Origin of the sequence: Vogesella amnigena (genome assembly GCF_042648905.1) — a bacterium.
In the GTDB taxonomy this organism is placed as follows: Bacteria; Pseudomonadota; Gammaproteobacteria; order Burkholderiales; family Chromobacteriaceae; genus Vogesella; species Vogesella amnigena.
Window position 1 is genome coordinate 50,745 of the sequence record NZ_JBHRYH010000012.1, and the last position, 25,597, is coordinate 76,341.

At 64.6% G+C, this 25,597-nt stretch carries 28 protein-coding genes; 10 read left to right on the forward strand and 18 right to left on the reverse strand.

Annotated elements, in window-relative coordinates; genetic code table 11:
- Positions 1-51: 51 nt before the first annotated feature.
- The 4 genes from ACFOKJ_RS05715 to trxA all read right to left on the reverse strand — a co-directional run bounded on the left by ACFOKJ_RS05715 (position 52) and on the right by trxA (position 3,149).
- Positions 52-648, reverse strand: a complete 597-nt coding sequence (locus tag ACFOKJ_RS05715; RefSeq protein ID WP_390277370.1) for a CoA pyrophosphatase — start codon at positions 646-648, stop codon at positions 52-54.
- A gap of 1 nt (position 649) precedes the next feature.
- A complete protein-coding gene (locus ACFOKJ_RS05720) occupies positions 650-1,297 on the reverse strand; it encodes a trimeric intracellular cation channel family protein (RefSeq protein ID WP_390277373.1) in 648 nt (215 codons plus the stop codon).
- 67 nt (positions 1,298-1,364) lie between these two features.
- Positions 1,365-2,621, reverse strand: a complete 1,257-nt coding sequence (gene rho / locus ACFOKJ_RS05725) for a transcription termination factor Rho (RefSeq protein ID WP_390277376.1) — start codon at positions 2,619-2,621, stop codon at positions 1,365-1,367.
- Between the two features lie 198 nt (positions 2,622-2,819).
- On the reverse strand, positions 2,820-3,149 hold the full coding sequence (gene trxA / locus ACFOKJ_RS05730) for a thioredoxin TrxA (RefSeq protein ID WP_390277378.1): 330 nt from the start codon (positions 3,147-3,149) through the stop codon (positions 2,820-2,822).
- A gap of 174 nt (positions 3,150-3,323) precedes the next feature.
- On the opposite strand from trxA, the gene fabI reads away from it, so the two are divergent.
- Positions 3,324-4,112, forward strand: a complete 789-nt coding sequence (gene fabI, locus ACFOKJ_RS05735) for an enoyl-ACP reductase FabI (RefSeq protein ID WP_390277380.1) — start codon at positions 3,324-3,326, stop codon at positions 4,110-4,112.
- Between the two features lie 71 nt (positions 4,113-4,183).
- Here fabI and nadC read toward each other — a convergent pair whose 3' ends face one another.
- Positions 4,184-5,026 (reverse strand): carboxylating nicotinate-nucleotide diphosphorylase, encoded by an 843-nt coding sequence (nadC, locus tag ACFOKJ_RS05740; RefSeq protein WP_390277381.1) that lies wholly within the window; start codon positions 5,024-5,026, stop codon positions 4,184-4,186.
- 132 nt (positions 5,027-5,158) lie between these two features.
- On the opposite strand from nadC, the gene ACFOKJ_RS05745 reads away from it, so the two are divergent.
- Both ACFOKJ_RS05745 and ACFOKJ_RS05750 read left to right on the forward strand, forming a co-directional pair.
- Positions 5,159-5,821 (forward strand): energy-coupling factor ABC transporter permease, encoded by a 663-nt coding sequence (locus ACFOKJ_RS05745; RefSeq protein ID WP_390277383.1) that lies wholly within the window; start codon positions 5,159-5,161, stop codon positions 5,819-5,821.
- A 26-nt stretch (positions 5,822-5,847) separates the two neighbouring features.
- On the forward strand, positions 5,848-6,228 hold the full coding sequence (locus ACFOKJ_RS05750) for an MAPEG family protein (RefSeq protein WP_390277385.1): 381 nt from the start codon (positions 5,848-5,850) through the stop codon (positions 6,226-6,228).
- A 211-nt stretch (positions 6,229-6,439) separates the two neighbouring features.
- Here the strand turns inward: ACFOKJ_RS05750 and murB are convergent, their stop codons facing one another.
- The 3 genes from murB to ACFOKJ_RS05765 all read right to left on the reverse strand — a co-directional run bounded on the left by murB (position 6,440) and on the right by ACFOKJ_RS05765 (position 9,261).
- Entirely contained in the window at positions 6,440-7,468 is a 1,029-nt protein-coding gene (gene murB / locus ACFOKJ_RS05755) for a UDP-N-acetylmuramate dehydrogenase (protein WP_390277387.1), read from the reverse strand.
- 8 nt (positions 7,469-7,476) lie between these two features.
- Complete coding sequence (locus ACFOKJ_RS05760; RefSeq protein WP_390277389.1) at positions 7,477-8,856, reverse strand: MATE family efflux transporter; 1,380 nt, start codon at positions 8,854-8,856, stop codon at positions 7,477-7,479.
- 111 nt (positions 8,857-8,967) lie between these two features.
- Entirely contained in the window at positions 8,968-9,261 is a 294-nt protein-coding gene (locus tag ACFOKJ_RS05765) for a hypothetical protein (protein ID WP_390277391.1), read from the reverse strand.
- Between the two features lie 372 nt (positions 9,262-9,633).
- On the opposite strand from ACFOKJ_RS05765, the gene pcnB reads away from it, so the two are divergent.
- From pcnB to ACFOKJ_RS05800, 7 genes are all read left to right on the forward strand, one after another.
- Positions 9,634-11,001: a polynucleotide adenylyltransferase PcnB gene (gene pcnB, locus ACFOKJ_RS05770; RefSeq protein WP_390277393.1), complete on the forward strand. Its 1,368-nt coding sequence runs from the start codon at positions 9,634-9,636 to the stop codon at positions 10,999-11,001.
- Complete coding sequence (folK, locus tag ACFOKJ_RS05775) at positions 10,998-11,477, forward strand: 2-amino-4-hydroxy-6-hydroxymethyldihydropteridine diphosphokinase (RefSeq protein WP_390277395.1); 480 nt, start codon at positions 10,998-11,000, stop codon at positions 11,475-11,477. Before pcnB ends, folK begins: the two co-directional genes overlap by 4 nt.
- Positions 11,478-11,499: 22 nt before the next feature.
- Complete coding sequence (locus tag ACFOKJ_RS05780; protein WP_390277397.1) at positions 11,500-12,138, forward strand: deoxynucleoside kinase; 639 nt, start codon at positions 11,500-11,502, stop codon at positions 12,136-12,138.
- A 67-nt stretch (positions 12,139-12,205) separates the two neighbouring features.
- On the forward strand, positions 12,206-12,997 hold the full coding sequence (gene panB / locus ACFOKJ_RS05785) for a 3-methyl-2-oxobutanoate hydroxymethyltransferase (protein WP_390277399.1): 792 nt from the start codon (positions 12,206-12,208) through the stop codon (positions 12,995-12,997).
- A gap of 7 nt (positions 12,998-13,004) precedes the next feature.
- Positions 13,005-13,838, forward strand: a complete 834-nt coding sequence (gene panC, locus ACFOKJ_RS05790; RefSeq protein ID WP_390277401.1) for a pantoate--beta-alanine ligase — start codon at positions 13,005-13,007, stop codon at positions 13,836-13,838.
- A gap of 22 nt (positions 13,839-13,860) precedes the next feature.
- Positions 13,861-14,241 (forward strand): aspartate 1-decarboxylase, encoded by a 381-nt coding sequence (gene panD / locus ACFOKJ_RS05795; protein ID WP_390277403.1) that lies wholly within the window; start codon positions 13,861-13,863, stop codon positions 14,239-14,241.
- A gap of 166 nt (positions 14,242-14,407) precedes the next feature.
- The gene (locus tag ACFOKJ_RS05800) at positions 14,408-14,809 is read left to right on the forward strand and encodes a GFA family protein (protein WP_390277405.1); all 402 of its coding nucleotides are present in this window, start codon (positions 14,408-14,410) and stop codon (positions 14,807-14,809) included.
- Between the two features lie 38 nt (positions 14,810-14,847).
- Here the strand turns inward: ACFOKJ_RS05800 and rraA are convergent, their stop codons facing one another.
- From rraA to acs, 10 genes are all read right to left on the reverse strand, one after another.
- Positions 14,848-15,327 carry a ribonuclease E activity regulator RraA gene (gene rraA, locus ACFOKJ_RS05805; RefSeq protein ID WP_390277407.1) on the reverse strand — a complete coding sequence of 160 codons (480 nt, stop codon included), beginning with the start codon at positions 15,325-15,327 and terminating at the stop codon, positions 14,848-14,850.
- A 129-nt stretch (positions 15,328-15,456) separates the two neighbouring features.
- Positions 15,457-16,941, reverse strand: a complete 1,485-nt coding sequence (locus ACFOKJ_RS05810) for a DegQ family serine endoprotease (RefSeq protein ID WP_390277409.1) — start codon at positions 16,939-16,941, stop codon at positions 15,457-15,459.
- 111 nt (positions 16,942-17,052) lie between these two features.
- Positions 17,053-17,685 (reverse strand): endonuclease III, encoded by a 633-nt coding sequence (gene nth, locus ACFOKJ_RS05815; RefSeq protein ID WP_390277411.1) that lies wholly within the window; start codon positions 17,683-17,685, stop codon positions 17,053-17,055.
- Positions 17,682-18,368, reverse strand: coding sequence for an electron transport complex subunit E (locus ACFOKJ_RS05820; RefSeq protein ID WP_390277413.1), 687 nt, complete (start codon positions 18,366-18,368; stop codon positions 17,682-17,684). The genes nth and ACFOKJ_RS05820 overlap by 4 nt, the downstream gene beginning before the upstream one ends.
- Positions 18,365-18,994, reverse strand: coding sequence for an electron transport complex subunit RsxG (gene rsxG / locus ACFOKJ_RS05825; RefSeq protein WP_390277415.1), 630 nt, complete (start codon positions 18,992-18,994; stop codon positions 18,365-18,367). Before rsxG ends, ACFOKJ_RS05820 begins: the two co-directional genes overlap by 4 nt.
- Positions 18,987-20,012 carry an RnfABCDGE type electron transport complex subunit D gene (locus ACFOKJ_RS05830; RefSeq protein ID WP_390277416.1) on the reverse strand — a complete coding sequence of 342 codons (1,026 nt, stop codon included), beginning with the start codon at positions 20,010-20,012 and terminating at the stop codon, positions 18,987-18,989. The genes rsxG and ACFOKJ_RS05830 overlap by 8 nt, the downstream gene beginning before the upstream one ends.
- Positions 20,009-22,144, reverse strand: coding sequence for an electron transport complex subunit RsxC (gene rsxC / locus ACFOKJ_RS05835; protein ID WP_390277418.1), 2,136 nt, complete (start codon positions 22,142-22,144; stop codon positions 20,009-20,011). Before rsxC ends, ACFOKJ_RS05830 begins: the two co-directional genes overlap by 4 nt.
- On the reverse strand, positions 22,141-22,722 hold the full coding sequence (gene rsxB / locus ACFOKJ_RS05840; RefSeq protein ID WP_390277420.1) for an electron transport complex subunit RsxB: 582 nt from the start codon (positions 22,720-22,722) through the stop codon (positions 22,141-22,143). The genes rsxC and rsxB overlap by 4 nt, the downstream gene beginning before the upstream one ends.
- A complete protein-coding gene (gene rsxA, locus ACFOKJ_RS05845) occupies positions 22,719-23,300 on the reverse strand; it encodes an electron transport complex subunit RsxA (RefSeq protein ID WP_390277422.1) in 582 nt (193 codons plus the stop codon). The genes rsxB and rsxA overlap by 4 nt, the downstream gene beginning before the upstream one ends.
- Positions 23,301-23,586: 286 nt before the next feature.
- Complete coding sequence (gene acs / locus ACFOKJ_RS05850; protein WP_390277424.1) at positions 23,587-25,554, reverse strand: acetate--CoA ligase; 1,968 nt, start codon at positions 25,552-25,554, stop codon at positions 23,587-23,589.
- Positions 25,555-25,597: the final 43 nt, after the last annotated feature.

Here is a 25,597-nt window from a genome sequence, read left to right on the forward strand (position 1 = left end):
GCGCCTTGCGCAACAAGTCAAAGCCGGCCTGATGGCCGGCTTCTGGTTATTTCAAGGGTTGGCCGCATGGTGGCGCGCCAGTCGCCGCAACATTGCTGCGGTTGCTCCCCAGATGAAATAGTCGCCGTAGCGCAGCGCATAGTAGTGGCCGGCCACGCCATCGCGTACATAGGGGTGGCGCTCGTAGGCGGCGGTGTCTAGCGCCAGTGCCAGCGGCAGCGAGAATACCTCGGCCACTTCCTGTGGTGACGGCTGCGGCTGGAACGCGCCTTGCAGCAGCGCCAGCACCGGGGTGACGCGGTAGCCGGTAACGGTGTCGTAATGCGGCAGCTCGGCCACCACCCGCACCATGGCCGGCGGCAGGCCGACTTCTTCTTCCGCTTCGCGCAGTGCCGCCACGCGCGCGCTGGCATCCTCCGGCTCGATGCGGCCGCCGGGGAAGCTGATCTGCCCGGCGTGGTTGCGCAGGTGCGGGGTGCGGCGAGTCAGCATGATGCGCCATTCGCCATCCTGCCAGTGCACCGCCACCAGTACCGCCGCAGCCTTGGCGGGTGGCTGGCGCAGGCCAAGGCCTTCTTCATCCGCCACTTCCAGTCCGGCAAAACCGGCCAGCCAGCTGGCCATCGCCTCCGCATCCTGCCACATCATGTCACTCCGCCTTTCTGCGCCCGGCAATCTTGGGCAGCGCCAGCTCGCTCCAGTGCGCCAGCAGGCGCAGCGCCACGCCGCCGGCAAATACCAGCTGGACAGCCAGCAGATGGTCCCAGCCCAGTTCCGCCAGTACATACAGTACCGCAGCAACCAGGATGGACACCGTGCCGTAGAAATCCTTGTGCAGGATGAATGGCACATCGTTCACCATCATGTCGCGTACAATGCCGCCACCCACCGCGGTGACAAAGCCCAGCAGGATCACGCCAAAGGCGTTGAGGTGGTACTCCACCCCCAGTTTGGCACCGGCCAGGCTGAACGCTACCAGGCCAATGGAATCGGCAATGATGAACAGCCGGGTGAGGGCTTCATTTTCACGTTTGTGCAGCCGGGCGGCCAGCGCGAACAGCATGCTCAGCGTAATGATTACCAGGCTGGTATTGCCGAGGAATACCTGCGGCATGCGGCCAACCAGGATGTCGCGGATGATGCCGCCGCCAATGGCGGTGAGCAGGGTGACAATGACGATGCCCAGCAGGTCCAGGTGCTTGCGCACCCCCAGCAGGTAGCCGGAAATGGCGAACGCCACGGTGCCGATGGCGGCGTAGCCGTCGAAATCCAGCAGATAGCGCCAGACGGGATCCATATTCATCTTCTTTCAATGACAAACGCCAGGCTCGCGGGCCTGGCGTCTGGTGGGCAACAGTCTGACCTTAACGGCGCATCGAATCGAAGAACGCCAGGTTGGACTTGGTGGCCCGCAGTTTGTCGAGCATGAACTCCATCGCTTCCAGGTCATCCATCGGGTACAGCAGCTTGCGCAGCACCCAGATGCGCTGCAGCTGTTCCTGCGGAATCAGCAGCTCTTCGCGGCGGGTGCCGGAGCGGTTGATGTTGATGGCCGGGAAGATCCGCTTTTCCGCCATGCGGCGGTCAAGGTGGATTTCCATATTGCCAGTGCCCTTGAATTCTTCGTAGATCACATCATCCATGCGCGAGCCGGTATCTACCAGCGCGGTGGCGATGATGGTCAGCGAGCCGCCTTCCTCGATGTTACGGGCGGCGCCGAAGAAGCGCTTCGGGCGCTGCAGCGCGTTGGCGTCCACGCCACCGGTCAGTACCTTGCCGGAAGCCGGGATCACGGTGTTGTAGGCGCGCGCCAAACGGGTGATGGAGTCCAGCAGGATCACCACGTCCTTCTTGTGTTCCACCAGGCGCTTGGCCTTCTCGATCACCATCTCGGCAACCTGCACGTGGCGGGTAGCCGGTTCGTCGAAGGTGGAAGACACCACTTCGCCCTTCACCGAACGCTGCATCTCGGTCACTTCTTCCGGGCGTTCGTCGATCAGCAGCACGATCATCTCCACTTCCGGATGATTGCTGGTGATGGCGTGGGCGATGTGCTTGAGCATCACGGTCTTGCCGGACTTCGGCGGCGCCACCAGCAGGCCGCGCTGGCCTTTGCCGATCGGCGCGATCAGGTCGATCAGGCGGCTGGTGATGTTTTCCTCGCCGCGAACGTCACGCTCCAGGTTCAGGCGCTCGGTCGGGAACAGCGGGGTGAGGTTTTCGAACAGGATCTTGTTCTTGGCCTGCTCCGGCGGGCCGCCATTCACCTTGTCCACCTTCACCAGCGCAAAGTAGCGCTCGCCTTCCTTCGGGGTACGGATCTCGCCCTCGATGGTGTCGCCGGTGTGCAGGTTGAAACGGCGGATCTGCGACGGGCTGACATAGATGTCATCCGGGCCGGCCAGGTAGGAGGAGTCCGGGCTGCGCAGGAAGCCGAAGCCGTCCGGCAGCACTTCCAGCGTACCTTCGCCGAAGATGCTTTCGCCTTTTTTGGCCTGGTTTTTCAGAAGCGCAAAGATCAGGTCCTGCTTGCGCAGGCGGCTGGCAGCGTCGATTTCATTGGCAATTGCCATTTCGACGAGTTCGCTCACATGCGTACGCTTGAGATCAGTGAGATGCATAGTGTGTGCTGTCGGACGTTAATGTCACAAGGACGGCGCGGGCGCCGGTTGGAAACACGGAAGGGAGATATGAATCGAGCGGCCATCAGCCGCTCGTAAGGACTATCGGGAAGATAGTAGATGTGACGCCGCCTTGTCAACGCAAAACGGCAAACAGCCCGCCATGACATGACATGGCGGGCTGTCAGAACAACAGGCTTACAGCTGGGCGTTCAGGAACTCGATCAGCTGGGTCTTGGACAGCGCGCCCACCTTGGTGGCAGCCACTTCGCCGTTCTTGAACAGCATCAGGGTAGGGATGCCGCGGATGCCGAACTTCGGCGGGGTGGCTTCGTTCTGGTCGATGTTCAGCTTGGCCACGGTCAGGCGGCCCTGGTATTCCTTGGCCACGTCGTCCAGGATCGGGGCGATCATCTTGCACGGGCCGCACCATTCTGCCCAGTAATCCACCAGTACCGGAGCCTGTGCCTTCAGAACGTCCTGCTCAAAGGAATCGTCGGTAACGTGCAGAATCAGCTCGCTGCTCATGGGGTAGTCCTCTCGTGGATATTGTGGATGTGCGATTGCGGGATGTTAGCAACTCGCCCCGATAGCGGCAACCCTGCTGCCGGCGCGCCCTTTGCGGCCAACATGCAAGAAACGAGACTGTCCGACAATTGCTGGTTATAATGCCGCGCTAAATCGGATTGAAGAGGATTCAATATGGGTTTCCTGCAAGGCAAGAAGATCCTGATCACCGGGATGATTTCCAATCGTTCCATCGCCTACGGTATCGCTCAGGCCTGTCATCGCGAAGGCGCCGAACTGGCCTTTACCTACGTGGTGGACAAGCTGGAAGATCGCGTGCGCGAAATGGCCGCCGACTTCGGCAGCAGCCAGGTATTCCGCTGCGACGTGCAGAACGACGACGAAATCAACCAGTTGTTCGTTGATCTGGGCAAATCCTGGGACGGGCTGGACGGCCTGGTGCACGCCATTGCCTTCGCCCCGCGTGAATCGCTGGAAGGCGACTTCCTGGATGCGCTGTCCCGCGAAGCGTTCCAGACTGCACACGATGTGTCCGCCTATAGCTTCCCGGCACTGGCAAAAGCTGCCCGCCCGATGATGCAGGGCCGCAACGGCGCGCTGCTGACCCTGTCCTACCTGGGCGCGGTACGTGCTATCCCGAACTACAACGTGATGGGTCTGGCCAAGGCCAGCCTGGAAGCCTCGGTTCGCTTCATGGCTGCCAGCCTGGGCAAGGACGGCATCCGTGTGAACGGTATTTCCGCCGGCCCGATCAAGACCCTGGCTGCTGCCGGCATTTCCGGCTTTGGCAAGCTGCTGAGCATTGCTGCCGGCCAGTCCTGCCTGCGCCGCAACGTAACCACCGAGGAAGTGGGCAACACCGCCGCCTTCCTGCTGTCGGACCTGTCGTCCGGCATCACCGGTGAAATCACCTACGTTGATGCCGGCTTCAGCATCAACTCGATGAACGTGCCGGACGCCTGAGCAGTCAGGTAGCCGTAACGAAAAACAGGGCGATCCAGTGGATCGCCCTGTTTTGTTTTGGCGCGCCGCGTTCAGCCGGCGAAACGCATCGACAGATCCACCGCACGCACGTCCTTGGTGAGCTTGCCGATGGAGATGCGGTCGACGCCGGTTTCGGCAATGGCGCGCACGCTGGCCAGCTCCACGCCGCCAGAGGCTTCCAGCTCGGCGCGGCCGGCGGACAGGCGCACCGCCTCGCGCATATCGTCCAGCGACATATTGTCCAGCAGGATCAGCGTGCAGCCGGCGGCCAGCGCCTCCTGCAGCTCGGCCAGGTTTTCCACTTCCACCTGGATGCTCACCCCGGCCGGCACCAGCGCGCGGGCATTGGCTAGTGCGGCGGTGATGCTGCCGGCGGCCATGATGTGGTTTTCCTTGATCAGCACGCCGTCGTACAGACCGATGCGCTGGTTCATGCCACCGCCGACGGTGACTGCGTATTTCTGCGCCAGGCGCATGCCGGGCAGGGTCTTGCGGGTATCGAGGATGCGCGCTCGGGTGCCGGCGATGGCATCCACGTAGCGGCGGGTTTCCGTGGCTACCGCCGACAGCGTCTGCAGCATGTTCAGCGCGGTGCGCTCGGCGGTAAGCAGCGCACGTGCCGGGCCGCTGATCTCGCACAGGCACTGGCCGGCTGCCACCTTGTCGCCTTCGGCCACCTGCCAGCGCACCTGGCAGCGCGCGTCCACCTGGCGGAAGGCTTCGTCGAACCAGGCAATGCCGCAGATCACCGCGTCCTCCCGGGCAATCACGCGGGCGCTGCCCTGGCTGTCGGCGGCAATCAGCAGCGCGGTCCAGTCCTGCTGGCCAATGTCTTCTGCCAGCGCGTCGCTGATCAGACGGGTGATGTGATGGAAGGCGGGAAGCGTGGGCATTATCGATTTCCTGAACAAAAGGTTGGCCGCATTTTAGCGCGATTGCCGTTGCGCCGCCCCTGCCTTGCCGCATGGCCACTGCTATCATGCAGGGCGGTAAAAAAACTGCCGCTGGCAAGACGAAAGGGAACCATGAACTTTGTGGCCAGTCAGTTTCCGGCATGGGTGCTGTGGAGCGCCAACGGGCTGAGCGTGCTGTTGCTGCTGTTTGCTGCCAGCCGGGTGGCGTGGCGCCAGCTGGACGGGCAAGCCGCCAATGCCTGGCTGGGTGCCTGCGTGGTACTGCTGGGTTTCTGGCTGGGGCGTGCCGGGCTGGAGCCGGGGCTGAGTTTCCATCTGCTGGGCGGCACGGTGTTTACCTTGCTGATGGGGCCGGCGCTGGCGCTGCTGGCACTGGCAGCGGTGCTGCTGGGGCTGGCCGCTGGCGGACAGCTTGAGTGGCTGGCGCTGGGGCTGAATTTTCTGCTCAGCCTGCTGCCGCCGGTGCTGCTGACCAGCCTGCTGTTGCGCCTTGCCCAGCGGCGTTTTGCGGCCAACGTGTTCGTGTACGTGTTCGTGAATGCGTTCCTTTGCGGGGCGGCGAGTCTGTTGCTGGCGGCGGCGTGCGGCCTGACGGCACTGGTGCTGGCCGGAGCCTATCCGCTGGAGCATGTGCTGGAAAACGCCTTGCCATACTATTTTCTGCTGGCCTGGTCGGAGGCATTCACCAGTGGCCTGGTGCTGGCGATCCTGGTGGTGTACCGGCCGCACTGGGTGGCAACTTTTGATGATGCGCGCTATCTGGATAAGCAGTAGCGGCTGACAATACGGGGAGACGGACCATGCAGTTTGCGTTCTGGGCGGTGCTGTTTGCGGCAGTGCTGCCATTGCTGTGGGCGGCGGTGGCCAAGTCCGGTGGTGGCTATGACAACCACGCGCCGCGTGCCTATCTCGACAAGCTGTCCGGTTGGCGCCAGCGCGCGCAGTGGGCGCAGCTGAATGCCTGGGAGGCGCTGACACCGTTTGCCGCCGGGGTGATCATTGCCACTCTGCAGCGGGTGCCGGCGGAGCGTATCGATGCCGCGGCGCTGATTTTTGTGCTGGCACGGCTGGGGCATGGTTTCTGCTATATCGCCGACAAGGCGGCGCTGCGCTCGCTGCTGTGGATGCTGGGTTTCGGCAGCGTGGTGTATCTGTTCATGCTGGCGGCGCACCTGCTGTAAACGTTGCCAAAACACATGCGGCCAACCCGAGGGTTGGCCGCATGTGTTTTGGGCACCTCGAAAAATACCAGCTTTTGTCGCGATACTGCGTTGCTCGCGAAAAATTTCTCCTTACATATCAAACATATGCTGCGGCAAAATTTTCCGCTCACGCCTTGTCTCGCTTAGAAATCCGGGTTTTTCGAGGTGCCCTTTTCTCGCTAGCTCGGCATCAGAGCACGATAGGTTCCGGCTCCAGCAGTACGCCATAGCGTTCGCGCACGCTGTGTTGCACCTTCTGTGCCAGCGCCCACATCTGGCTGCCGCTGGCCTGGCCGTGATTCACCAGTACCAGCGCCTGGCGCGCGTGCACGCCGGCGTCGCCATCGCGGTAGCCTTTCAGCCCCGCCTGGTCGATCAGCCAGCCGGCGGCCAGCTTCACGCTGCCATCGGCCTGCGGGTAGTGCGGCAGGGTAGGGAAGCGTGCCAGCAGCGCGTCGGCCTCGGTCTGGCTGACTACCGGGTTCTTGAAGAAGCTGCCGGCATTGCCGAGCTCGGCCGGGTTCGGCAGCTTGCTCTGACGGATGGCGATTACCGCCGCGCTGACCTGCTGCGCGCTGGGTTCCTCACCCGCGCCCATGGCGGCCAGCTGCTGGTGCAGGTCGCCATAGCCGATGCGCGGGCTGAAGCTGCGCTGCAGGCGGAAACGCACCGCGGTTACCAGTACCTGACCGGCCAGTTCCTGCTTGAAAATGCTGTCGCGGTAGGCAAAGCGGCAAGCGGCATTGTCCAGCACCAGCTCGCGCCCGTCGTGGCGCAGGTCGGCGCATACCACTTCATGTAGCTGGTCCTTCACTTCCACGCCGTAGGCACCGATGTTCTGGATCGGGCTGGCGCCCACGGTGCCGGGAATCAGGCTGAGGTTTTCCAGCCCGCTCCAGCCCTGGGCCAGGGTGTATTGCACGAAATCGTGCCAGTTCTCGCCGGCGGCGGCCTCCACCAGCACGCTGTCGCCGTCGTCGGTCAGCAGGCGGATGCCCTTGAGGGCCACCTTGATCACCAGCCCGGGGTAGTCTCGGGTGAACAGCAGGTTGCTGCCGCCGCCCAGCCACAGCACCGGGCCCTGGCGGTAGGCGTCGCTGGCCAGAATGGCCGGCAGTTGTGCCGGATCGTCCAGCACGCAGAAGTTGGCCGCATGCACGTTCATGCCGAAGGTGTTCAGTGCGCGCAGCGGGTAGTGGTGATGTAGTACGGGATTCATTTAGGCCTTCAAGCAGTTTGACGATGCAGCCGTTGCCGGCTGACGTGCGCCAGATAGCTTACCAGCAGCAGGGCGGCCGTGCTCAGGCTGATCACCAGTGCAGCCCAGAAGCCATGCACCCCCATCTGTGGCGAGCCCAGCCCCAGCCAGGCCCCCAGCAGCAGGCCGAAGCCCCAGAACGATACGATATGGATCAGCATGGGGATGGAGGTGATCTTGTAACCGCGCAGCGCGCTGGAGGCGATGGTCTGCATGGCATCGGTCAGCTGGTAAATGGCGGCGAACAGCATCAGCGAGCCGCCCAGCATGATCACAGCCGGGTCGGTACTGTACAGCTGCATGATGTCGTAGCGGCCAAATAGCGCCAGCAGCATGGTCAGCGTGGCCATGGCCAGTCCCAGCGCCAGGCTGACGCCGCAGGCCAGCCGTGCCAGGCGATAGTCGCCAGCCCCCACGTTCTGGCCGACGCGGATGGTGGCGGCAGTGCCGATGCTTTGCGGAATCATGTAGATCACGGTAGAGAAGTTGATCACCGTCTGGTGGGTGGCCACCACGGTGGTGCCCAGCTTGGCGATCAGCAGCGCGATGAAGGAAAACAGGCTCACTTCCACAAAGAACGACAGCCCGATGGGCAGCCCCAGCTTGAGGAAGGCCGGAAAGCGCTGCCACTCTGGAGCCACCAGCCCGCGGCACAGGCCGTAGGGCTGGAACACGCGATGATGCTTGATATACAGGTACAGCGCCGTGGCATTGAACACGAACACGGCACCGGTGGCCCAGCCGCAGCCGGCGCCGCCCAATGCCGGCAGGCCGTACAGGCCGTGGATCAGCGCGTAGTTGAGCGGGATGTTCAGCAGCAGGCCGCAGATGCTTACCACCATCAGAGGGCGGGTATGGCCGAGGCTGCTGGCAAACGCTGCCAGCGCACGGTGCAGGATGGCTGCCGGCATGCCCATGGCGGCGCCATCGATGAACAGCATCGCCTTGTCCTCCACCTCGGCAGGCAGGTCCAGCCACAGTCGCAGCAGCGGTTGCACCGCCAGCATCAGCAGTGCGCCGAAGATGCCCAGCAGCAGGCCGAACCACAGCCCCTGGCGCGCGGTGTCGCCAAGCTGGGTGGTATCGCCGCGGCCGTGCTGTTGCGCCAGGATGGGGTTGAGCGCCGCGGCCACGCCGATCAGCGTCACGTACATGGTGACGAACACGCTGGCGCCCAGCGACACCGCCGCCAGATCGGCAGTGCCGACGCGGCCGGCCATCACGGTATCGACAAAACCGGTGCCCACCTGCGCCATCTGCGCCACCATCATCGGCAGCGCCAGCTGGATCAGCAGCACGGCTTCATGGCGCAGCACCCGCCATGGGGTGCGGTTCAGTTCAAACAGCATGGGCAGTGTCCCGGTGGGCAAAGGACGCTCATTATAAGCGCCTGTTGCCACTGGCATGGCGGGGTTGGCCGCAGGCTGTACGTGACTGTCGCTTTGGTGCTGCCGTATTGCTCAGTCGAAGCGTGCAGGCGGGTCGCAGCGCAGGTGGCAGCTGATGATCAGTTCCTTGCCGAAGCGGGCGTTGATGTTCAGCGCCTCGGTCAGCGTCAGGTCGTCGATGTGCAAAGTGCCTTGCTGCAGGGAAATGTCCAGATTGCGCTCGGTGGCATAGGCGGCCAGCTCGGTGAGTTGCGGCCTGGCGGCGCTGGCCAGCGCGCGGGCGGTGAGCGTGCCGCGCAGTGCCGGAGTGCTGGCTTGCGGGGCGGTGTTGAAGTCGGTGTAGCGGTCTTCCTGGCAGTCGTACATGGCAGTCTCCGTGGCATGGTGCGCGCCCGGTGGAAGCCGAGCGACGCTTTAGCAGAATTTCGATGGCGCCCTGCAAGTTGTCGATTAACTCGGCGCGTGAACCCATGTCCGTTTTTGGCTGCTGCAATGCAAAAACCCGCTGTGACCAGATAAGGGCAGCAGCGGGTTAGGCGTGTGCTCTTAGCTGGTATTTGTCAGGCGCCCCGCAAGCAGCAAAAATCGGCGCAGGCCACCAAGTTAGAGCAGGCGGTGGGCGAATGTCAAGCATTGTGTCGGCATCAGGCTGGAGGCAAGCGGTGGTATCGGGCTATAATCCCGCGCTCAAGCCCACGCCGGCATGCGCCGCGCAGCTCACTTCCAGATAACACTCCCATGATCCGCAAATTGTTCAGTCGCGTATTCGACTTGTCCGGCAACCGCGCCGCCAACAAAACCAAACCTCGCGTGATGTCGCTGGCACAGCATGGCGTGCGCCGCGACGGCGTCAGCAATGCCGCGTTGCGGGTGGTATCGCGGCTGCAGGAGGCCGGTCATGCTGCCTATGTGGTGGGTGGCGCAGTGCGCGACTTGCTGCTGGGCGTCACGCCCAAGGATTTCGACATCGCCACCAGCGCCACGCCGGAAGAGGTGCACCACCTGTTCCGCCGCTCGCGCATCATCGGCCGCCGCTTCCGCATCGTGCACGTGATGATGGGGCCGGAAACCATCGAGGTGACCACCTTCCGTGGCGGCGAGATCGGCAAGACCAGCGACAGCGGCCGCATCATGGCGGACAACACCTACGGTAGCCAGGCCGAGGATGCACAGCGCCGCGATTTCACCGTCAATGCGCTGTTCTACAACCCCACCGATGAAACCATCATCGACTACCACCATGGCGTGAAGGACCTGCACGCCAGGAAGCTGGTGATGATCGGCCAGCCGGCACGCCGTTACCAGGAAGACCCGGTGCGCATGCTGCGTGCGGTGCGCCTGGCCGCCAAGCTGGGTTTCGAGATCGACGAACATACCCGCAAGCCGATTGCCTCGCATGCCGGCTTGCTGAAGAACGAGCCGCCGGCGCGGCTGTTCGACGAGCTGCTCAAGCTGCTGCACTCCGGCCAGGCCTACGCCTGTCTGCAGAAGCTGCGCGATGAAGGCCTGTCGCGCGGCATCTTCCCGCTGTTGGATGCGGTGCTGGACGAAAAGGGCGGCGAGGCTTTCCTCAAACTGGCGCTGGCCAATACCGACGAGCGCGTGCGCGCCGACAAGCCGGTATCGGTGGGCTTCATGTTGGCCGCATTGCTGTGGGCGCAGGTGAACAACCGCTGGCAGGCCAATATCGCGCGTGGCGACAAGTCGCTGCCGGCGCTGATGCTGGCGATGAGCGAGGTGGAATCGTTGCAGGACAACGATTTCGCCATTCCGCGCCGCTTCTCCGCCACCATGCGCGAGATCTGGTCGCTGCAGCCGCGCTTCGAAAGCCGTGGCGGCGCACGGCCGTTCCGCTTCCTCGAGCAGCCGCGCTTCCGCGCTGCCTTCGACTTCTACAGCTTGCGCGCCGAAGTGGGCGAGGTGCCGCACGACATGGTGCAGTGGTGGTCCGAGTTCCAGGATGCCGACCACAACACGCGCCAGGAACTGATCGCCGAGGCCGCGGCTGCCGCCAAGGAGCTGGGCGAGGGTGGCGATGCGCAGCGCAAGAAGCGCCGTCGCCGCCGTCGCGGCCCAGCGCGCACTACCGAGGGCGGCGAGGCGTGAAGCGTGCGGTGATCGCACTGGGCAGCAACCTGGATAATCCGGTGGCCCAGGTGGAGGCGGCACTGGCCGCCATTGCTGCACTGCCGGGCGTGCGCCTCACGCGTCGTTCGTCCTGCTACCGCACCGCGCCGGTAGGCTATGCCGAGCAGCCGGATTTCATCAATGCGGTGTGCGAAGTGGAAAGCGCGCTGCCGCCGGCCGAGCTGCTGGCCGCCTTGCTGCGCGTGGAACAGGATTTCGGCCGCGTGCGCACCTTCCGCAACGCGCCGCGTGTGCTGGACCTGGATCTGCTGCTGGTGGAAGGCGTGAGCCAGCAGGACGATTTTCTTACCCTGCCGCATCCGCGCATGCATGAGCGTGCCTTCGTGATGCTGCCGCTGGCCGAAATGGCGCCGGAATGGCGCATCGGCACACTGGGGACTGCCGCCGAGCTTGCGGCCAACCTCGACGCTGGCGGTGTGACCCGCCTGGCGTGAGCTGACTTCGGGAGAACAAGGCATGACGCAACTGCGTTACGTGGTGGTGGAAGGCCCGATCGGCGCCGGCAAATCGCAGCTGGCCCGCCGGCTGGCGGATTACTGGTCGGTACGGCTGCTGGCCGAGGCGCCGGAGCAGAACCCGTTCCTGGAGCGTTTTTACCGCCACCCGCCGTATCACGCGCTGGCCACCCAGCTGTCGTTCCTGATGCAGCGTGCCGATGCCGCGCACGGCATGCTGCACGGCGACCTGCTGGCCGCGCCGCTGGTGTCCGACTTCCTGTTCGACAAGGACGAGCTGTTCGCCAGCAAGACGCTGGATGCCGATGAACTGGCCATCTACCGCCGCATCGTGCAGCGTTTCCTGCCGGAATACCCGGTGCCGGACCTGGTGATCTACCTGCAGGCCTCGGCCGATACCGTGGCTGGCAGGCTGGCCGCGCGCGCCGCCGCCAGCGAGCTGCCGCCGATGCCGGAAGGCTATGTGCAGCGCATGCACGAGGCCTACAGTGCCTTCTTCCACAATTACGAGGCGGCGCCGCTGCTGATCGTGAACACCGACAACCTCGATCTGGTTGAAGGTAATGAAGATTTCGAGCTATTGTTGCGCTGCATCACGGAAATGCGTGGTCAGCGCAGTTACTTCAACAAGGGGCTCTGAACCCGGTGCGCGACCGCGGCCACAAGCGGCGTTTCGCCACTGGAAGCAACGAGGACACACTAAAAATATGAAAGTCACCGTCAATACGCTGCAGCAGATGGCAGCGGAAGGTCAGAAGATCGCCATGCTGACCTGCTACGACGCCAGCTTCGCCACCCTGCTGGATGAAGCCGGCGCGGATATCCTGCTGGTCGGCGATTCGCTGGGCATGGTGATGCAGGGCGAGGACTCCACCCTGCCGGTTTCCATGCCGGAAATGGAATACCACACCCGCTGTGTGGCCCGCGGAGCCAAGCGCGCCATGGTGCTGGCCGACATGCCGTTCGGCAGCTACCAGGAAAGCCCGGCCCAGGGCTTTGCCAATGCCGCCCGCCTGATGCAGGCCGGCGCCCACATGGTGAAGATCGAAGGCGGCGCCTTCATGGCGGAAACCGTGCGCTTCCTGGTGCAGCGCGGCGTGCCGGTGTGCGCCCACATCGGCCTTACCCCGCAGTTCGTGAATACCTTTGGCGGCTACAAGGTGCAGGGCAAGAGCGAAAGCGATGCCGAGCGCCTGCTGGCCGATGCCCGCGCGCTGGCCGAAGCTGGCGCCAGCCTGGTGCTGATGGAGTGCGTGCCGGCAGCGTTGGCCGCACGCATCAACCGCGAATGCGGCGTACCCACCATTGGCATCGGCGCCGGCCCGGACGTATCCGGCCAGGTGCTGGTGATCTACGACGTGCTGGGCGTGTACCCGGGCAAGAAAGCCCGTTTCGTGAAGAATTTCATGGCCCAGGCGCACAGCATCCAGGGTGCGGTAACTGGCTACGTCGCCGCGGTGAAGGATGGTTCCTTCCCGGCACCCGAACACTGTTTCTGAGGTCCGCATGCAAGTCATTCGCAGTATTGCCGAACTCCGCGCCTGGCGCCGCAGCGCTGGCCGCGTCGCTTTCGTGCCCACCATGGGCAACCTGCATGCCGGCCACCTGGCGCTGGTAACGGAAGCGCATCAGCGCGCCGACAAGGTAGTGGTGAGCATCTTCGTCAACCGGCTGCAGTTCGGCCAGGGCGAGGATTTCGACGCCTATCCGCGCACTTTTGCCGACGATAGCGCCAAGCTGGAAGCCGCCGGGGTGGACGTGCTGTTCTTCCCGGACGAGCGCGAGCTGTACCCGCGCATCAAGCAGGATTTCAACGTAGAGCCGCCGCATATCCAGAACGAGCTGTGCGGCGCTTTCCGCCCCGGTCATTTCCGCGGCGTGGCCACGGTGGTGAGCAAGCTGTTCAACATCGTGCAGCCGGACGTGGCCTGCTTTGGCAAGAAGGACTTCCAGCAGCTGCACGTGATCCGCGCCATGGTGGACGATCTGAACATGCCGATCGAGATCGTACCGGTGGATACCGGCCGTGCCGATGACGGCCTGGCACTATCCTCGCGCAATGGCTACCTCAGCGCCGAAGAGCGTGCCGAGGCGCCGCGCCTGTACCGCAACCTGGCGGCGATCCGCGATGCGCTGTGCGCTGGCGACAGCAACTACGCGGCGCTGGAGAAAACCGCCTGCGACGACCTGGCCGCCCACGGCTGGCGGGTGGACTACGTGGAAATCCGCCAGGCCGATACCCTGGAAGTCGCCCATGCCGGCGAGCCGCGCCTGGTGGTGCTGGCTGCCGCGCGGCTGGGCAAGACCCGCCTGATCGACAATATCGAAGTCACGCGCTGAGGCGCGTAGAAGGAAAACCGCCATGCAGCGTTCCATGCTGAAATCCAAGCTCCACCGTGTCACCACCACCCATGCCGAACTGCACTACATCGGCTCCTGCGCCATCGACGAGAACCTGCTGGAAGCCGCCGATATCAAGGAATACGAAGAGGTGCAGATCTGGAACGTGACCAATGGCGAGCGCTTTGCCACCTACGCCATCCGCGCCGAGCGCGGCTCCGGCGTGATCTCGGTGAACGGCTCCGCCGCCCGCCGCGCCGCGCCGGGCGACCTGCTGATCATCGCCTCGTTCGCCGCCTACGAGGACAGCGAGCTGGCGAACCACTCGCCCAAGCTGGTGTTCGTGGACGACAACAACGTGATTACCGAGCTGAAGGGTGCTACCCCGGTACAGCCGGCGTAAACGTTCGGCACTCAAATATCATTAAAGCCCGGCTGAAAATGCCGGGCTTTTTCTTTATATTCAACTTATGACAGGCAAACTGACGCTTGTTTGGCTTGCAAGCTGGCAATTGCGCAGCATCCGGCTATAGTTTTCTAACCGGCTGATTTGACAGGGAGAAAGCGCCATGCAAGGAAGATGTCTGTGCGGTAGCGTGCGCTATCGGGTGCGCGGCCAGGCCTACCATGTCACCCACTGTCATTGTGCTTCCTGCCGGCTGGCCAGCGGTGCAGCATTCGTTACCTGGTTTACCGTGCGGGCGCTGGAACTGGAGTGGCATGGTGAGGTTCGCCATTACCAGTCTTCCATGGGCGTGCAACGTGGTTTCTGCCCGCGCTGCGGTACTACGCTGAGCTACCGGCATGAGGCCTCACCGGACGAAATCGACCTTACCGCCGCCACGCTCAACGACCCGGAGCAGCTGGAGCCGGAGGACCATAGCTGGACCCAGGACATGCTGGGCTGGATGCGCATGCTGCCACTGCTGCCGCGCCATCGGCGCCATCGCCAGTACGACCATAGCGCCTGATAGGTTGGCCGCAGCCGAAAGCTGCGACCAACGCAGGTTTACAGCAGGGCCGTGGCGGAAACCAGCACACCGTCTTCGTCGGCATACAGCCACTGGCCAGGCACGAAATCCACGCCGCCAAAGTTCACTGTCAGCTCGCGCGTGCCTTCATTGCGCTTCACCGACTTCTTCGGGTTGGTGGCCAGCGCACGCACGCCCAGCGGCAGCGCATTGATGGCCACCGAATCACGGATGCACCCGTGGATCACCACGCCCTCCCACTGGTTCTTCACCGCCAGCTCGGCAATCTGGTCGCCCAGCAGCGCGCAGCGCAGCGAGCCGCCACCATCCACCACCAGCACCTTGCCCTTGCCCGGCTCCGCCAGCACTTCGCGCACCAGGGTGTTGTCCTCGAACAGTTTCAGGGTAACGATCTGGCCGGAAAAGCGTGCTCGCGCGCCGTAGCTTTGCAGCATCGGCAGCAGCACGGCTACCTTGCCTTCGTTGGCGTCGTACAGATCGGTGGTGAGGAAGCTCATGGTTTCTCCTTGCTGTGGCGTAGGTGTTGATGGGGAAAGGGATGCTTGCCGTGGCGTGGGGAGCGCTGCTTTGCCCACCCTGCGAGCGTGATCGGCAAAAAAAAGCCGCCCATGCGGGCGGCCGGTATCTCAGTTCAGGCGCAATGGCACGAACAGCGTGCTGTCCTGGCGCCGCACCAGCAGTGCGACATTGCCGTTGGCGCTGGCGAGTGCGCGCTCGAATGACTTGATGTTGGTGATCTCGGTCTGGTTGAGGCCGATGATCACGTCACCGTTCATCAGCCCGGCCTGGGCAGCCACGCCCTGTGCCTTCTGCACTACCAGGCCGCCGCGCAGCCCCAGCGTCTGCTTGTCGTCGGCGCTCAACTCGGCCAGCGTCAGCCCCAGCTTGCCGAACTGGTAGCTTTGCGGTGTGGAAGGCGCGGGTTCCGCGGGCTGGGCGGCCTGCTCGCCGGCCAGTTCGGCCAGGGTGGCTTCCACGTTCTGCTCATTGCCCTTGCGCCATACGCCCAGCTTGATGCGGGTACCCGGTGGCTGGTCGCCCACCATGCGCGGCAGGTCGCGCGAACTGTCCACGATCTGGCCGTTCAGGCGCAGGATGATGTCGCCGATCTGGATGCCGGCACGACTGGCCGGGCCATTCGGCTCCACGCGCACCACCAGCGCGCCGCGCGGGCGGTCCAGGCCGAAGGATTGCGCCAGTTCCTGGGTAACTTCCTGGATATGTACGCCCAGCTGGCCACGGCTTACCTTGCCGCTGCTCTTCAGCTGTTCGGCCACCTTCATGGCGATATCGATCGGAATGGCGAAGGAAATGCCCATGAAGCCACCAGAGCGGCTGTAGATCTGCGAGTTGATGCCGACGACTTCGCCGCGCAGGTTGAACAGCGGGCCACCGGAGTTGCCGGGGTTGATCGCCACGTCGGTCTGGATGAACGGCACATAGCTTTCGTCCGGCAGGCTGCGGCCCTTGGCCGAGACGATGCCGGCGGTGACGGTGTTGTCAAAGCCGAACGGCGCGCCGATGGCGGCCACCCATTCGCCCACCTTCAGTCCGTCCGGGGCACCGATGCGGACGATGGGCAGGTTGGCCGCATCCACCTTCAGTACCGCCACGTCGGTACGTTTGTCCAGGCCCACCAGCTTGGCGCGCAGCTCGCGCTTGTCGGTGAGCATCACCTTGATCTGGTTGCCACCGGCCACTACGTGGGCATTGGTCAGGATGTAGCCATCGGCCGACAGGATGAAGCCGGAGCCGAACGATACGCTTTCGGAAGGCGGCGGTTCCTGCTGCTGATTGGGATTGGGCATGTAGCGGCGGAAGAACTCGTAGAACGGGTCGTCCTCCGGTACCGGGATCGGCAGGTCGCTGCTGGGGGTGGCCTGGCTGCTGCTTTCGCTGCGCACGGCCTGGATGTTCACCACGGCCGGGCCTTCACGCTCCACCAGCTGGGTAAAGTCGGGCAGCAGCATCTGCACGCTGCCGTCGGCCTTGGCTGGTACGGCCACCGGTGCACCCTGGTTGTCATCCTTGAACAGGGCTTCGATCTTGCCGCAGCCGGCCAGCGATACCAGCAGCGCGCTGGCGATGGCGAGGCGGGTATAACTCTTCACCTGACACAATCCTTTTGCATGAAGTGGGCCTGGCCTGCCGGTTGGCAAGCTGCCCGGGGCATTTGCTGCTGAGGTGGCGGCAAATGCCGGTAAATCAACCACTAGCGAGCATCATACGGTTTTTGCCGGGAATTCGCACAGATCGACAATCACGCAGCGCTCGCACTCCGGCTTGCGCGCCTTGCAGACATAGCGCCCGTGCAGGATAAGCCAGTGGTGGGCATCCAGTTTGTATTCGGCGGGTACGAAACGTAACAGTTTGTCCTCCACCTCGCGCACGTCTTTTCCCGGAGCGATGCGGGTGCGGTTGGCCACGCGGAAGATATGGGTGTCCACCGCGATGGTGGGCTGGCCGAAGGCAGTGTTCAGCACCACGTTGGCGGTCTTGCGGCCAACGCCGGGCAGCGCTTCCAGCGCCTCGCGGGTTTGCGGTACTTCGCCGTCGTACTGCTCCACCAGGATGCGGCAGGTGGCTACCGTGTTTTTTGCCTTGGTGCGGAACAGGCCGATGGTCTTGATGTAATCGCTCACGCCTTCCTCGCCCAGCGCCAGCATGGCGCGCGCGGTGGGAGCTACCTGGAACAGCACGCGGGTGGCCTTGTTGACGCCCACGTCGGTGGCCTGCGCCGACAGCAGCACGGCGATCAGCAGCTGAAACGGGCTGGCGTATTCCAGTTCGGTGGTGGGGTGCGGGTTGTGCGCCTTCAGGCGCTCGAAGATCTGCAGGCGTTTGGCGGCGTTCATGTTTCGGTGGCGGCGAGCACGGAAGGGTTGGCCGCGGCGGCGGCGAGGCGGCGCTGGCGGGCATCCAGTGCGTTCTTGGCGGCAATCAGCAAGGCCAGGCCGAGGAAGGCGCCCGGTGGCAGCAGCGCCAGCAGGAACTGGTAGCCATCCGGTGTCAGCTGCAGTGTCAGGGCGTGGCCGGCGGTGCCGAACAGCTTGTCGGCACCGGCCAGCAGCGTGCCCTTGCCGGCCAGCTCGCGCAGCGCGCCCAGCGCCACCAGCACCACGGTCAGGCCCAGGCCCATCATGGCACCATCCAGCAGCGCCTCGCGCACGCCGTTGCGGGCGGCAAAGGCCTCGGCGCGCGCCATCACGATGCAGTTGGTGGTGATCAGCGGAATGAAGATGCCCAGCACCAGGTACAGCTCGTGCAGCCAGGCATTCATTGCCAGGTCCACGCAGGTGACCAGCGCGGCGATGATCATGATGAAGATCGGGTTGCGGATTTCGTTCGGCACCAGGTGGCGCACGCTGGCCACGGCCGCGCCGGACAGCGCGGTAACCAGCGTGGTGGCCAGCCCCAGTGCCAGCGCGTTGACCACGTTGTTGCTGATGGCCAGCACCGGGCACAGTCCCAACAGCTGCACCAGGCCGGGGTTCTGCTGCCACAGGCCGTTGCGGGCGATGTCTTTCCAGTTGCTCATGGTGTTCCTTGCAGCAGTGCCTGGCGGTGGTCGCGGTAGTAGGCGGCCACGCGGCCAACCGCGGCGGCCACCGCGCGGGCGGAGATGGTGGCGCCGCTGACGTAGTCCAGCTCGCCGCCATCCTTTTTCACGCGCCAGGCTCTGTTATCGGCCTTGCTGTCGCGGCCGGTGAACTGCCGTGCCCAGTCGCTGACCGCCAGGTCGATGTAATCGCCCAGGCCCGGGGTTTCCTTGTGGCCGAGCACGCGCACGCCCTGCACCTTGCCATTGGCGGCAATGCCCACCAGTAGCTCGATGCGGCCGCCGTAGCCATTGGGCGCGGCGGCTTCGAACACCATGCCGCTGGGCTGTCCAGCCTTGCGCGCCAGGTAGACCTGGGCCGCAGGGCGGGCATTCAGGTACTGTGCGGCGGCCTCTGGCAGCGGCTGGGCGCTGGCTGCCAGGTCGTTGTCGAACAAGGCCGCCGGCAGCGCCTGCGCCAGCAATGCGGCACGCGTGGCAGCATGGTTGGCCTCCACCCGCTGGCGCGTGGCCAGCCAGGTGCCCGCCAGCAGCAGGGTGATGATGGCGGCGAAGCTGGCCAGGATCAGCGCGCTGCGCCGCGCCTGTTGCGGGGCATTACGCACGGCGGCCTCCCTTGTGGCCGAATACCCGCGGCTGGGTGTATTGGTCGATGAACGGCACGGCGATGTTCATGATCAGCACCGCGAAGGCCACCGCATCCGGAAAGCCGCCGAACACGCGGATCAGCACCGTCAGCACCCCCACCAGCAGGCCGAAGATCAGCCGGCCCAGCGGCGTGGTGGCGCCGGATACCGGGTCGGTAACGATAAACACTGCCGCCAGCAGGGTGGCGCCATTGACCAGGTGGAACAGCGGACTGGCATACAGTGCCGGCTCGGCCAGCCACAGCGCGCCGGCAGTGGCGCAGACACCGGCCAGCATCGCCAGCGGTGTCTGCCACGGAATCAGCTTCTGCTGCCACAGCCACAGGCCGCCGGCCAGCCAGCCCAGCGCGATCCATTCGCCGCCGGCATTGCCCCACTGGCCAAAGCGCGCACCGCTTTGCAGGCTGACCGCATCCTGGCCGCCCTGCAGCAGCCCGGTCTTGAGCAGGTCCAGCGGCGTGGCGCTGGAGATCGCGTCCAGCGTGCTGCCGCTTGGCAAGCTGTGGGTGAAGATCCACTGCAGCTGGGCAGCGGCATCCAGTGGCGCCAGCGGGCTGCCCCAGGCGGCCATCTGCGCCGGAAACGAGATGATGGCCACGGCAAAGCCCACCATGGCCGGATTGAACGGGTTATTGCCCAGCCCGCCATACAGCTGCTTGGCCACCACGATGGCAAACAGCGTGGCCACCACGATCAGCCACCAGGCGCCCAGCGGCGGCATGGCCAGCGCCAGCAGCCAGGCGGTAACCACGGCGGACAGGTCTTTCAGGAACGGTGCTACCGGTACGCCGCGCAGCCGCAGCATGGCGGCTTCCGCCGCCAGCGCGGTGACGGTGGCCAGGCCGAGCTGTAGCAGCACGCCGATGCCGTTGCAGTACACCGCCAGTGCAATGCCGGGCAGCAATGCGGCCAACACCTTGAGCATCACCGTGGATACGGTGGCGGGTTTGGCAATGTGGGTGGCGTGTTGACTCATGGTTTCGGGTCTTGCGAAGTCTGTGATGGCGCCTGCTGCGCAGCCGCCTTGCGCGCGGCGGCGCGTTCCATTGCTGCCTGGATGGCAGCTTGTTTGGTGTCGTCCATGCCGATTTGCGCTGGCGGCTTGGCCGCAGCCGGGCCGTCTGCTGACTGCGCAGCGGCCTTGCGCGCGGCGGTGCGTTCCATTGCTGCCTGGATGGCGGCTTGTTTGGTGTCGTCTATGCCGGTTTGTGCTGGCGGGTTGGCCGCAGCCGGGCCGTCGGCTGGCTGCGCAGCGGCCTTGCGTGCGGCGGCGCGTTCCATTGCTGCCTGGATGGCGGCTTGTTTGGTGTCGTCCATGCCGATTTGCGCTGGCGGCTTGGCCGCAGCCGGGCTGTCGGCTGGCTGCGCGGCCGCCTTGCGCGTGGCGGCGCGTTCCATTGCCGCCTTGATAGCGGCCTGCTTGGCGTCGTCCATGCCGGTTTGCGCTGGTGGCTTGGCCGCAGCCGGGCCGTCGGCTGGCTGCGCCGCGGCCTTGCGTGCGGCGGCACGTTCCATTGCCGCCTTGATCGCTGCCTGCTTGGCATCGTCCAGCGCCTGGCTGTGGCTGTCCGGCAGCGGGTTGCTGGCCTGCTGGGCGGCGGCGCGGGCCATGGCGGCGGCGATGATGGCCTGCTTCGGGTCGTCCGCAGCCGGGCTGGCGCTGACCACCGGGCTGGCATTCAGCTTGGCGGCCTGCTCGGCGGCGCGGGCGGCCAGGCGTTCGGCTTTCTCCGACTTGTCGCGTTCGATGCGGAACTGGCGGAACTCGTGGCGGCGACGCGCCAGCTCGGCGGCTTTCTTGTCGCGCTCGGCGGCCCAGATCTCGCTCTTGGCAAAGCGGTAGTAGTCCACCAGCGGTATCTGGCTGGGGCAGACATAGCTGCAGGCGCCGCATTCGATGCAGTCGAACGGATGCCATTCCTGCGCCTTACCCAGATTCTTGGCCTTGGCGAACCAGTACAGGTCCATCGGCTGCAGTTCCACCGGGCAGGCACTGGCGCACTCGCCGCAGCGAATGCAGGGCATGGCCGGCGGGCGTGGCGGAAATTCGGCGGCAGCCTTGGCAATCAGGCAGTTGCCGGCCTTGCTCAGCCCGGCGGCCAGGTTGGGCACGGTAAAGCCCATCATCGGGCCGCCCATGATCACATCGCTGCTGTCCTGCCGCTGGCCGGCCTGTTGCAGCAGCCAGGCCAGCGGGCTGCCGATCAGCGCCTCCACATTGCCGGGGCTGGCCACCGCGCCGGTCAGCGTGACGATACGGCTGAGCAGCGGCTCACCGTGCAGCACGGCGCGGGCGATGGCGTACAGCGTGCCCACGTTCAGGCACTGCACGCCCATTTCGGTGGCGCGGGTACCGTGCGGCACTTCCTTGCCGGTGAGGATGCGGATCAGCTGCTTGGCGCCGCCGCTGGGGTATTTGGTGGGGATGGCCACCACGCGCCAGGGCAGGCCCTGACAGGCGGCCTGCATGGCGGCAATTGCCTGCGGTTTGTTGTCTTCGATGCCGATCAGCACCTCGCCGGCCTGCAGCGCATGAGCGGCAATGCCGATGCCGGCGACGATGTCGGCGGCGCGTTCCTGCATCAGGCGGTCGTCGCAGCTGATGTAAGGCTCGCACTCGGCACCGTTCACCACCAGGGTCTGCAGGCCGCTGGCGGCCAGCTTGAGGTGGGTGGGAAACACCGCGCCGCCCAGTCCTACCACGCCCATCTGCTGCAGGAAGTCGCGCAGCTCGCTGCCGGCGGCTTCGCGCCAGTGCGGCAGGCCGTGGCGTGGCTGCCAGGCATCACGGCCATCCGGCTGCAGGGTGATGCAAGGGGCGGACAGGCCGGAAGGGTGCGCAAAGGCATGTTCGCCGATGGCCAGCACGGTGCCGGAAGTGGGCGCGTGCACGGCGGCGGATAGCCGGCCATCCGGCTCGGCGATGCACTGGCCCTTCAGCACTTGCTGCCCGGGCTGCACGCAGGGCAGGGCGGCATTGCCCACGCTTTGCGCCAGCGCGATATGCAGCAAGGGCGGCAGCGGTAGCTGGCGGATCGGCGTACCGCTGGACTGCTGCTTGTTCTCGGGTGGGTGGATGCCACCGTGGAAGTCGAACAGCTGGCTCATGGCCGCGCCTCCGGGGTGGACTTCAGCGCCTTGATCGGAATGGTGGGGTAGCGCCATTTCCAGTTGGTCAGGTCGGTACCGACCGGGATCATGCGGATGCAGTCCACCGGACAGGGGGCAATGCACAGCTCGCAGCCGGTGCATTCGCTGGCGAGGATGGTGTGCATCATCTTGGCCGAGCCGAGAATGGCATCCACCGGGCAGGCCTGGATGCACAGCGTACAGCCGATACAGGTGGCCTCGTCGATCAGCGCCACTGACTTGGGCTTGGGCTGCGGCGCATCGGCGGCAAACGGCTTGAACTCCACGCCCAGCAGCTCGGCCAGCTTCCTGATGCCGTCCTCGCCGCCCGGCGGGCATTTGTTGATGTCCTCACTGCCGCTGGCGATGGCTTCGGCATAGGGGCGGCAGCCAGGGTGACCGCACTGGCCGCATTGGGTTTGCGGCAGGATGGCGTCGATCTTGTCCGCCAGCGGGTCGCCCTGCACGCGGAAGCGCACCGAGGCAAAGCCCAGCACCGCGCCCAGCAGCAGCGCCAGCGCCACCATCACGATTACGGCAAGCAGCAGCGCGCTCATTTCACCAGCCCTCCAAAACCCATGAAGGCCAGGCTCATCAGCGCGGCGGTCACCAGTGCGATCGGCGTGCCCTTGAACGCCTCCGGCACATCGGCGCCTTCCAGCCGTTCGCGCATGGCGCTGAACAGGATCAGGATCAGCGAAAAGCCCAGCGCGCTGCCAAAGCCGAATACCAGCGATTCGGCAAAGCTGTGGCCTTCCTGTGCGTTCAGCAGCGGAATGCCCAGCACCGCGCAATTGGTGGTGATCAGCGGCAGGTAGATGCCTAGCACCTGGTACAGCACCGGGCTGGTCTTGTGGATCACCATCTCGGTGAACTGCACGATGCCGGCAATCACCACGATGAAGGACAGTGTGCGCAGGTATTCCAACCCGGCGACGGTGAGCAGCAGGTTGATCAGGTGGCTGCTGCCGGCGCCCAGGGTCAGCACGAAGGTAGTGGCGGCGCCCATGCCGATGGAGGCTTCCAGTTTCTTGGAAACCCCCATGAACGGGCACAGGCCCAGGATGCGTACCAGCACCACGTTGTTGACCAGCACGGTGCTGACCAGAATCAGCAGGTAATGCGAAAAGTCCATCGATGCCATTGCCAGCGGAGAATCGCGGGATTATCCGTGTTCGTCTCGGTCGCTTCAACCTTGCTGCCGGCAGGGCAGGGTTGGCCGCATGACGGTGCGGCTGCGAAAGACAAAAAAATGCCACATGGTGATTGCAGCACGCATGTGGCGGAACAGGGTTACGGATACAACTTACTTCAGCAGGGTACTACTCGGTACTGCGGCGGCGGGCTGTCTGCCTGGGGGGGCGCCCGCCGCTGCGGGTTTGACCTGCCGGCCCGTCATCCTAGGCTGACGGGCCTGGCAATTACACCGCGGCCTGTTGCAGCTGCTGCAGGATGTGCGGGTTTTCCAGGGTGGAAACGTCCTGGGTGATCTCCTCGCCTTTGGCGATGGAGCGCAGCAGGCGGCGCATGATCTTGCCGGAGCGGGTCTTGGGCAGGTTCTCGCCAAAGCGGATGTCGTCCGGCTGGGCGATCTTGCCGATCTCGTGCGCTACCCAGTTCTTCAGCTCGGCGGCGATCTTCTTGGCTTCATCGCCTTCCGGGCGGGCGCCCTTCAGCACCACGAAGGCCACCACGGCTTCGCCCTTCACATCGTGCGGCTTGCCCACCACGGCGGCTTCCGCCACCAGCGGGTTGGCCACCAGTGCCGATTCGATTTCCATGGTGCCCAGGCGGTGGCCGGACACGTTCAGTACGTCATCGATACGGCCCATGATCCAAAAGTAGCCGCTTTCGTCACGGTTGGCGGAGTCGCCGGCCAGGTAGTACTGGCCGTTGAATTCGTCCGGGAAGTAGGTCTTCTTGAAGCGTTCCGGATCGTTCCAGATGGTGCGTACCAGCGACGGGAACGGCTTCTTGATCACCAGGAAACCACCGCGGCCCGGTTCCACCGGCGCGCCGGATTCATCCACGATATCGGCCATGATGCCCGGCAGCGGCAGGGTGCAGGAGCCCGGCTTGGTTGCCACCGCGCCCGGGGTAGGGGAGATCTGGATGGAGCCGGTTTCGGTCTGCCACCAGGTATCCACGATCGGGCAGCGGCCACCGCCTACCACTTCGTAGTACCACATCCAGGCTTCCGGGTTGATCGGCTCGCCCACGGTGCCAAGCAGGCGCAGGCTGGACAGGTCGTACTGCTTGGGCAGGTCGGCGCCCAGCTTGATCAGCGAACGGATGGCGGTAGGCGCGGTGTAGAAGATGGAAACCTTGTGCTTCTCGATCATGCTCCAGAAACGGCTGGCATCCGGGTAGGTCGGCACGCCTTCGAACACGATCTGGGTGGCGCCATTGGCCAGCGGGCCGTAGCAGATATAGGAGTGACCGGTGATCCAGCCCACGTCGGCGGTGCACCAGTACACATCATTCGGTTTGTAGTCGAACACCCAGCGGAAGCTGTTGGCCGCACCCAGCAGGTAGCCTGCGGTGCTGTGCTGGATGCCCTTGGGCTTGCCGGTGGAGCCGGAGGTGTAGAGGATGAACAGTGGATCTTCGGCATTCATCCATTCCGGTTCGCAGTACTCGGCCTGGCCTTCGATCAGTTTGTGCCACCAGATGTCGCGGCCTTCGATCCATTCGGCGCCGCCATTGGTGCGCTGGTAAACCACCACGTTCTGTACCGATTCGCAGCCTTCCAGTGCCAGCGCTTCATCCACGGTAGCCTTCAGCGCCACACGCTTGCCGCCGCGCAGGCCTTCATTGGCGGTAATCACCAGCTTGGCGCCGGCATCCTGGATACGGTCGCGCACGGCGCCGGCGGAGAAGCCGCCGAATACCACCGAGTGGATGGCGCCGATACGGGCGCAGGCCTGCATGGCAACGATGGCTTCGATCACCATCGGCATGTAGATCACCACGCGGTCGCCTTTTTCGATGCCCAGGCCTTTCAGGCCGTTGGCAAATTGGCATACGCGGCGATGCAGCTCGGCGTAGGTTACGCGGGTGACTTCACCGTCGTCAGCTTCGAAAATCAGTGCAATCTTGTTGCCGTTTTCCGCCAGGTGGCGGTCCAGGCAGTTGTAGGACACGTTCAGCATACCGTCGTCGAACCACTTGAAGAACGGCGCATTGCTGTCGTCCAGCACGCGGCTGAACGGCTTTTTCCAGGTAATCAGTTCACGAGCCAGGTCACCCCAGAAGGACAGGTAGTGGTCGTCAGCCTGCTCGCACAGCGCGTTGTAGGCGTCCATGCCGGAGATGGTGGCCTTGCGGCGGAACTCTTCGCTAGGCGGGAAGCTGCGGGTTTCCTTGAGGATCGATTCGAGGGTAGACATACATGGCTCCTTTGTTTCTTTCTTGGTTGGCCGCACCGCGCAC